Origin of the sequence: Micromonospora sp. NBS 11-29 (assembly GCF_002140155.1) — a bacterium.
GTDB lineage: Bacteria > Actinomycetota > Actinomycetes > Mycobacteriales > Micromonosporaceae > Micromonospora.
This window is the reverse complement of sequence record NZ_NAPR01000011.1, coordinates 111,968-120,532: the sequence shown is the minus strand read 5'-3', so window position 1 is coordinate 120,532 and position 8,565 is coordinate 111,968. Positions and strand designations below refer to the sequence as shown.

Below are 8,565 nucleotides of genomic sequence, written 5' to 3'. Positions count from 1 at the left end.
GATCGCGCCGGTGCCGGCGATCAGCACGGTGCCGTCCGGGGCGGCGGTCCCGGAGGCGTAGGCGACCAGGGCGTCACCGTGCACCGTGTACGGGCAGCGCAGCCCCGCCTCGGCCCAGGCCCGGTCGAAGGCGGCCCGGCCCTGCGGGTCGGCCAGGAGGCGGCCGGCCCCGGCGAGGCCGATCGCGCCGGCGCGTACCCGGGTCGGGTCGACCCCGGCGAGCGCCGCGCGCAGGGCGGCGAGCAGTTCGACGGCGGCCCGGTCGGCGCCGTAGCTGGTCGGGTTGCCGCCGCCGGCGCGACCGGTGCCGAGGCGTGCGCCGTCGAGGCTCAGGGCGGTGGCGCGGGTGGACGTGCCCCCGACGTCGAGGCCGACCACGACGGTGTCCGACATGGAACCCATGCTGGTCGGCGGCGTGCGCCGACGCAAGATCGGGGGCGTGCGCCAGGTAACAGTTTGAAAACTTCGCCCACGGTCTTGACAGGGAGGGGCCTTCAGTAAGAACTTTTACCACTAACAGTTAACACTCTTTTCCGAAAGGCGTACGCCGATGGCCGAGCACGAGGTGGAGACCGCTGCGGGCACCGCGGTGGTCGATGCCGGTCCGGCCGACCGGCGGGGCGTCGACGGGGTGCTGGCCCGGGTCCGGGCCGGCGCGGGCGAACTCACCGGGGCCCTGCGCCGGGTCGCCGAGCACGTCCTCAGCGACCCCGAGGCGGCGGCCCGGGCGACGATCGTGGAGCTGGCCGAGCGCAGCGGCACGTCGCCGGCCACCATCACCCGGTTCTGCCGCGCGATGGGCTTCGAGGGCTACGCCGACCTGCGCCTCGGCATCGCCGCGGAGACCGGGCGGGCGCGCTCCGCCGGCTGGACGGTCGACATCGGCCGCGAGATCCAGCCCGGCGACCCGCTGTCCCGGGTGCTCGACCAGATCATGGCCGCCGACACGCGCGCCATGCACGACACCGCCGCGCTGCTCGACCTGGCCGAGGTGGAGCGGGCGGCGGTCGCCATCGCCGGAGCCAGCCGGGTGAACATCTTCGGCGCCAGCGGCAGCGCCCTGGTCGGCGAGGAGATGCAGTTCAGCCTGCACCGCATCGGGGTGGCCGCGTGGGCCTGGAGCGACGTGCACGAGGGGTTGGCCAGCGCCGCGCTGCTGAGCGCCGGTGACGTCGCGCTCGGCATCTCGCACACCGGGCAGACCCGGGAGACCATCGAGCTGCTCGCCGAGGCGGGCAGCCGCGGGGCCACCACGGTCGCGCTGACCGGCTTCCCCCGCTCGCCGCTGGCCGAACTGGCCGACATCGTCCTGGTCACCGCCAGCCAGGCCACCACCTTCCGGCCGGACGCGCTGTCCGCCCGGCACCCGCAGCTCGTCGTGCTCGACCTGCTCTACATCGCGGTGGCGCAGCGCACCCACGACCGCGCCCACGCGGCCTTCCGGCGTACCGCCCAGGCCGTCGAGGGGCACAAGGCCGCGAAGGGGGCCCTCTCATGATCAGTGCCCAGGGGTACGCGGACGCCGTCCGCCCCGTACTCGACCGGCTGGTGGACAGCCAGGCGGACGCCGTGGACCGGGCGGCCGACCTGATCGCCGCCGGCCTGCGCGCCGGCGGCGTCCTCCAGGCGTTCGGCGCCGGCCACTCGGAGGCGTTCGCCGCCGAGCTGGTGGCCCGCGCCGGTGGGTTGGTCCCCAGCAACCGGCTCTCCCTGCACGACCTCGTGCTGCACGGCGACGCGCCCCGCGACGTGCTCGCCGACCCCAAGCTGGAACGCGACCCGGCGGTGGCCCACCGGCTCTACGAGCTGGCGGCGCCGCAGCCGGAGGACGTGTTCGTGGTCGCCTCGCAGTCCGGCATCAACGGCTCGGTGGTCGAGCTGGCGGCGCTGGTCAAGCGGGGCGGTCACCCGTTGATCGCGGTCACCTCGGTCGAGCACACCGCCCGGGTCGCCCCTCGGCACCCCTCCGGGCACCGGCTCGCCGACCTCGCCGACGTCGTGCTGGACAACGGCGCGCCGTACGGTGACGCACTGCTGCCGCTCGAGGGCGGCGGCGCGGTCTGTGCGGTCTCGTCGGTCACCGCGGCGCTGCTGGCGCAGCTGCTGACCGCCGAGGTCGTACGACGGTTCCACCAGGCCGGAGAGGTGCCCCCCATCTACCTCTCCGCCAACGTCCCCGGCGGGGACGAGCACAACCTCGCCCTCGAGTCGCGGTACGCCGGGCGTCTCCGGCGGACCGCCTGACCCGACACCACAAGGAGAGACAAGATGTCGGTTACCCCCGAGAAGTCCGGCGACCTCAGCCGCCGGACGTTGCTGCAGCGCGCCGCCGCGGCCGGCCTCGTCGCCGTTCCGGCGGCCGGCCTGCTCAGCGCCTGCGCCGGCAGCGAGCCGAGCAAGTCCGACAAGGGCGGCGACACGGCCAAGAGCAAGGACAACCCGTTCGGCGTCAAGGACGGCAGCGCCGTCAAGGTGGTCGTCTTCAACGGTGGCCTGGGCGACCAGTGGGCCAAGGAAGACAAGGTCGTCTTCAACGCCAAGCACCCGAACGTCACGGTCAACATGTCTTCCACCCAGAAGATCAAGACCGAAGAGCAGCCCAAGATGGCGACGCAGCCGAGCGACCTGGTGATGAACTCGGGCGCCGACATGATGGACCGCAGCACGCTGATCAACGAGGGCGCCATCGAGCCGCTCGACGACCTGCTCGACGCCCCGGCGTGGGACGGCGAGGGCACGGTCGGTGACTCGCTGCTGCCCGGCACGGTCGGTGACGGCACCCAGAACGGCAAGTTCTACGTGGTGAACGTCGCCTACACGGTCTGGGGCAACTGGTACAACGGCGCCCTGTTCAAGAAGGAAGGCTGGACGGCGCCGNGCCGTACGTGCACGACGCCGCGCACGGCTACTACCCGCGGTGGGGGCTGTTCGCCAGCATCTGGAAGGCGGTCGGCAAGCAGGCCGTCATCGACATCGACAACCTGAAGGACAACGCCTGGAAGGCCGACGGCATCGTCGCCGCGCTGGAGCCGTGGGAGAAGCTGGTCAAGGACAAGCTGCTGCTGCCGGGCAAGCTCGACCACACCCAGTCGCAGCAGGCGTTCCTCGACGGCAAGGCGGCGTTCATCCAGGTCGGCACCTGGCTGAAGAACGAGATGGCGGCGACCATCCCGCCGGGCTTCGAGCTGACCCTGTCGGACTACTGGAGCAAGTCGGGCGACAAGGCCGCCAAGGATGTCTTCGCCGCCTCCGGCGAGGGCTTCGTGGTGCCGAGCAAGGCGCCGAACAAGGAGGCCGCGAAGGAGTTCCTGCGCGCCATCCTGTCCAAGGCCGGGTCGGCGAAGTTCGCCGAGCTGACCAAGTCGCTGGCCTCCACCAAGGGCTCCGGCGACAACGTCCAGGACACCGCGCTGGCCAGCGCGAACACCCTGGTCAAGGGCGGCAGCGGGGACCTCATCTCGGTGAAGTTCCCGGACTTCTACGCCGACCTGGACAAGGAGAGCCAGAACCTCTCCGAGGAGCTGATGGCCGGCCGGCTCACCGCCGCGCAGTTCGTCGACAAGATGCAGGCGGCCGCCGACAAGGTCGCCAAGGACTCGTCGATCAAGAAGCAGACCCGCACCGCCTGATCCTGTCGAGGAAGTGAGTCCAATGCGGCACGGAGTCGCGCGTTTCGTCACGGGCTTCCTGGCCCTGCCCGTCGCGCTGTACCTGTTCTACGTGGTCTGGCCGTTCGCCCAGGCGGCGGGCTACTCGCTGACCGACTGGGGCGGGTACTCGGATTCCCAGCGCTTCGTCGGGCTGGACAACTACGTCCGGCTGTTCTCCGACGAGCTGATCCGGAAGGCGTTCTGGCACAACGTGTTCTTCCTGATCACCGTGCCGCTGTTCACGATCGCGCTGGCCCTGTTCCTCGCGTTCCTGCTCAACGTGGGCGGACGCGAGGACAGGGCCGGCATCCGCGGGGTGTTCGGTTCCAGCCTCTACAAGGTCATCTTCTTCTTCCCGCAGGTGCTGTCGCTGGTCGTCATCGCCGTGATGTGGCAGCAGATCTACCGGACCGACGGGCAGGGCCTGATCAACGGCCTGCTGATCAAGATCGGGCTGGTGGACGCGGACAACCCGATCGCCTTCACCGCCGACCCGGAGCCGTTCCTCGGTGTGCCGGCGGTGCTCTGGTGGCTGCTGCTCATCGCGGTGTGGAGCGGCGCCGGCTTCTACATGGTGCTCTTCTCCGCCGCCATGCAGTCGATCCCGAAGGACATCTACGAGGCCGCCATCCTCGACGGCGCGGGCCGGTTCGACACCTTCTTCAAGGTGACCCTGCCGCTGCTGCGGGACAGCATCTCGGTCGCCTGGGTCTACCTCGGCTTCATCGCGCTGGACATGTACGCGCTGGTCTTCGTCATGACGCCGAGCCAGGGTGGACCGAACCACGCCAGCGAGATCTTCGCGTCGGTGCTGAACTTCACCGCGTTTCAGAAGGGCCAGTTCGGCTATGCCTGCGCGATGGGTGTCGCGTTGGCCATCTTCACGATCCTGCTCGCCGCGGTGCAGCTGAGGATCACCCGTCGTGACCGTATCGAGTACTGAAGGAGGCGCGGCGATGAGCACGGCGACGCACGATCTCGACCGGGCCGGTCAGGCCGCCACCGGAGGCGGTGCCCCCGTACCCCCCGGGGAGCGGCACCGCGGCGGGGTCGGCTCCCGGATCTTCAACGGCTTCTCCCACGTGTTCCTCGTGGTCTGGGCCCTGATGGTCGTCTACCCGCTGGTGTGGGTGGTGATGTCCGCCCTCAAGTCCGACTCGGAGGTCATCCGGAAGCCGCTGTCCCTGATCCCGGAGAAGCTGCACTTCGAGAACTTCGGCCGGGCCTGGACCGAGGGGCACCTCGGCTCGTTCTTCCTGAACACCCTCCTGGTGCTGGCCGGCAGCGTGACGCTGACCATGCTGCTCGGCTCGATGGCCGCGTACGCGCTGGCGCGGTTCGAGTTCCGCGGCAACCGGCTGATCTACTACATGTTCCTGTCCGGGCTGACGCTGCCGATCTACCTGGCCGCGGTGCCGCTGTTCAAGGGCGTCTACAACACCGGGGTCAGCTTCCCGCTGCTCGGCCCGAACAAGCACGCGATGCTGATCCTGGTCTACGTGGCCTGGTCGCTGTCGTTCACGATCTTCTTCATGCACTCGTTCTTCCGGACGCTGCCCGACTCGATCGCCGAGGCCGCCTCGGTCGACGGGGCCTCGCACACCCGCACCTTCTTCAGCGTGATGCTGCCGATGGCCAAGCCGGGCCTGATCAGCATCGGCATCTTCAACGTGCTCGGGCAGTGGAACCAGTGGTACCTGCCGACCCTGCTCATGCAGTCGGTCTCCGGCGAGCCGAAGCGCCAGGTCATCGCGCAGGGGTTGATCGAGCTGTCGGTCAACCAGGGCTACAAGTCCGACTGGTCCGGGTTGTTCGCCGGTGTCACGATGGCGATGCTGCCGGTGCTGATCGTGTACATCGTCTTCCAGCGCCAGGTGCAGTCCGGCCTCACCGCCGGCGTAGGCAAGTAACCCCTTGCCTGTAAGGAAGGGCCCCTTCTTAACGCGCGTTGTTAAGAAGGGGCCCTTCCTATACCGCAGGCGTTAACCGGGGCCCCCTCCTTACACGCGCAGCGTGTCGGTGGGGCGAGGCAGAATCACCTTCGTGCTGGTGGCGATGGTGGCAGACGAGCGGGGCGGCGGCGTCCTGCAACCGCTGCACGCCGACGGCAGCCCTGCCGGGCAACCCGAGGAGACGGCCGACCTGGCGGGCGGGGTCGCCGCCCGCGAGGCCGCCGACCGGCCCCGCTGGGTGTGGGCCGCCGGGGCCGGCGTCTATCCGGCGCTGCTGCGCGCCGGCGTCCGGCTCGACCGCTGCCACGACGTCGAGCTGACCGAGGCGCTGCTGCTCGGGCACGCCGGCCGCTGGGGCGAGCCGCGCGGGCTGCCGGCCGCCTGGGCCCGGCTGACCGGCACGCCGGTCCCGCCGGACCCGCCGCCCCGCCCGCCGGAACCGCCCGGCCACGGCCAGGCCGCGCTCTTCGCAGCGCCGTCCGGCCCGCCCGGTCCGGGCATCACGGCGTTGACCCGGGTGTACGCCGACCAGCTCGCCCGGGTCGCGACGACCACCCACCCCGGCCGGTTCCGGCTGCTGGTGGCCGCCGAGTCGGCCGGCGCGCTGATCGGCGTCGAGATGGGCGCGGCCGGCCTGCCCTGGCGGGCCGACGTGCACGACGCGATCCTGGCCGAGCTGCTCGGCGAGGCGTCCCCGGTGGGCGGGCCACCCCGCCGGCTGGCCGAGTTGCAGGCCCGCATCGCCGCCGCGTTCGGCGTACGCCATCTGCACGCCGACTCGCCCGCGGAGCTGTTGCGGGCGTTCGCCCGGGCCGGGGTGGAGCTGCCGAACACGCGGGCCTGGGTGCTGCGCGGCGTGGAGCATCCGGCGGTGCCGCTGGTTCTGGAATACAAGGAGCTGTACCGGATCTGGACGGCGCACGGCTGGGCCTGGCGCGACGCGTGGGTCGCCGGCGGCCGGTTCCACCCGGAGTACGTGCCCGGCGGCGTGGTTTCCGGCCGGTGGGCGACCCGGGGCGGCGGCGCGTTGCAGATTCCGAAGGTGATCCGGCGGGCGGTGGTGGCGGACCCGGGCTGGACGTTCGTGGTGGCCGACGCCGGCCAGCTCGAACCGCGGGTGCTCGCCGCGATCTCCGGTGACGAGCGGCTGGCGGCGGCCGGTGGTGCGGGCGACCTCTACGCGGCGCTGGCCCGGGACTCCTTCGGCGGTGACCGGGCGCGGGCCAAGGTGGCTCTGCTCGGCGCGATGTACGGGCAGACCGGTGGGGCGGCGGTGCCGGCGCTGGCGGTGCTGCGCAGGAGCTACCCGACCGCGTTCGGGTACGTGGAGGCGGCGGCGCGCACCGGTGAGGCGGGTGGGCTGGTCCGGTCCTGGCTGGGGCGCACCTGCCCACCGGGTGCGGTGGGGTTCGTCGACGGCGAGGAGGGGCCGCCGGACGGCGAGGTGGACCCACGCAGCCCGTCGGCGCGGGCGGCCCGCTCGCGCGGGCGGTTCACCCGCAACTTCGTGGTGCAGGCGACCGCCGCGGAGTGGGCGTCGACGCTGCTGGCGACGCTGCGCGCCGAGCTGGCCGGTTCGGCGGCGGAACTGGTCTTCTTCCAGCACGACGAGGTGATGGTGCACTGCCCGGCCGACCAGGCCGGCGCGGTCGCCGACGCGGTCACCGCCGCCGGTGAGCGGGCCACCCGGCTGCTGTTCGGCGACACTCCGGTCCGCTTCCCGCTCGACACGTCCACCGTGGACTGCTACGCCGACGCGGCATAGTCACACAAATTTCCGTTTTGCCCCGCTACCCGCTCCCGATCGTCGTCGTTGGGCCCGGTGTGCGTACGACGGGACGGACCGGGCGCGTCATGCCCGGTCCGTCCCCCTGGTCGAGGGGGCACCGCTGAACCGGATCGCTGCAATGATCATCGCCGCTGGCGGGGGCCGCCGCATCGGCGGACCCGAGGCCCTGCTGCACCAGGGCGAGAAGTCACTGGTCAGCCGGATGATCGACACGATGGCCACGGCGGGCTGCGGCCAGGTCGTGGTCGTGCTGGGTGCGGCGGCCGAACAGGTACGGCAGAGCACCGACCTCACCGGCGCCACCGTCGTGGTCAACCGCGCCTGGGGCACCGGCGTGGGCTCCTCGATCCGGGCCGGGCTCGCCGCGCTGACCGACGACGACATCGAGGCAGTCGTCGTGGTCCCGGTCGACATGCCCGGCCTCACCACGGCCGCGGTCCGCCGGGTGACCGCCCTGCCGTACCCGGACGTGCTGGTCTGCGCGACCTACGACGGCCTGCGCGGCTACCCGATGCTCTTCGGCCGCCGGCACTGGCCCGGCATCGCCACCCTGGCCAGCGCCGACGTGGGCGCCCGGCCGTACCTGCTGGCGCACAAGGACCAGATCGTCGACATCGCCTGCGACTCGGTGGCCGACGGCAGCCGCATCGACAGCCCGGAGTTGATGGCGCTCTACGGGCTGTCGATCCCGGAGCAGCGCATCGGCGCGTGACGCCGAGCCGTAGTTGTTGCTATCGCCGAGCCCGACGGAGCACTGCGGCGATCTTCGGCGTCATGGTGCCGGCCCGCTCGAAGGGTTCGAGTAGTTCCACGATCTCCGCCATCAAAGCAGCATGATCGTCGTTGTTGACGACGCTGCTCAGCTGAGTGAGCGTGACGCCCAGTTCCTCGACGAGGTCGATGCGACTCGGCTCTTGGCGGTGAAGCGCCCGGCGGATGCTGGCCGCCATGGTGATCAGGGTCTTCGCGGCCTCGGTGTCTTCGGCTTGGCGCGCCAGTTCACCCAGCCGTTCGTAGGAGATCGACAGGTCGCGGGCGTAGCTGGTGTTGTCTGGCTCGGCGGCGGTCAGCCGTTCGGCGATGGTCAATGCCTTNNNTGGTAGAGCTGTCGGGCTGTCTCGCTCTGCCCACTGTCGCGGGCCAGGTCACCCAGCCTGTTGTAGGAGACCGACAG

8 protein-coding genes and 1 pseudogene are annotated in these 8,565 nt (G+C 71.3%); 7 read left to right on the top strand and 2 right to left on the bottom strand.

Features of this window, described 5'->3' with window-relative positions; all coding sequences use genetic code 11:
- The coding region (locus tag B1205_RS31545; RefSeq protein WP_303395021.1) for a BadF/BadG/BcrA/BcrD ATPase family protein at positions 1 to 393 on the bottom strand (393 nt) is incomplete at its 3' end.
- 157 nt (positions 394 to 550) lie between these two features.
- Between B1205_RS31545 and B1205_RS14255 the strand changes: the two genes are divergently transcribed.
- The 7 genes and pseudogenes from B1205_RS14255 to B1205_RS14225 all read left to right on the top strand — a co-directional run bounded on the left by B1205_RS14255 (position 551) and on the right by B1205_RS14225 (position 8,103).
- A complete protein-coding gene (locus B1205_RS14255; RefSeq protein ID WP_089156059.1) occupies positions 551 to 1,498 on the top strand; it encodes a MurR/RpiR family transcriptional regulator in 948 nt (315 codons plus the stop codon).
- Positions 1,495 to 2,244 (top strand): sugar isomerase domain-containing protein, encoded by a 750-nt coding sequence (locus B1205_RS14250; RefSeq protein WP_089156058.1) that lies wholly within the window; start codon positions 1,495 to 1,497, stop codon positions 2,242 to 2,244. Before B1205_RS14255 ends, B1205_RS14250 begins: the two co-directional genes overlap by 4 nt.
- A gap of 24 nt (positions 2,245 to 2,268) precedes the next feature.
- Positions 2,269 to 3,629: pseudogene (locus B1205_RS14245) on the top strand (extracellular solute-binding protein).
- A gap of 22 nt (positions 3,630 to 3,651) precedes the next feature.
- Positions 3,652 to 4,593, top strand: coding sequence for a carbohydrate ABC transporter permease (locus B1205_RS14240; RefSeq protein WP_089156057.1), 942 nt, complete (start codon positions 3,652 to 3,654; stop codon positions 4,591 to 4,593).
- 13 nt (positions 4,594 to 4,606) lie between these two features.
- Positions 4,607 to 5,560: a carbohydrate ABC transporter permease gene (locus B1205_RS14235; RefSeq protein WP_441338492.1), complete on the top strand. Its 954-nt coding sequence runs from the start codon at positions 4,607 to 4,609 to the stop codon at positions 5,558 to 5,560.
- Positions 5,561 to 5,705: 145 nt separating this feature from the next.
- Positions 5,706 to 7,367: a bifunctional 3'-5' exonuclease/DNA polymerase gene (locus B1205_RS14230; protein WP_089156153.1), complete on the top strand. Its 1,662-nt coding sequence runs from the start codon at positions 5,706 to 5,708 to the stop codon at positions 7,365 to 7,367.
- A gap of 142 nt (positions 7,368 to 7,509) precedes the next feature.
- Positions 7,510 to 8,103: a nucleotidyltransferase family protein gene (locus tag B1205_RS14225; protein ID WP_089156056.1), complete on the top strand. Its 594-nt coding sequence runs from the start codon at positions 7,510 to 7,512 to the stop codon at positions 8,101 to 8,103.
- 19 nt (positions 8,104 to 8,122) lie between these two features.
- Here B1205_RS14225 and B1205_RS14220 read toward each other — a convergent pair whose 3' ends face one another.
- Positions 8,123 to 8,479: a hypothetical protein gene (locus B1205_RS14220; RefSeq protein WP_089156055.1), complete on the bottom strand. Its 357-nt coding sequence runs from the start codon at positions 8,477 to 8,479 to the stop codon at positions 8,123 to 8,125.
- Between the last annotated feature and the right edge of the window lie 86 nt (positions 8,480 to 8,565).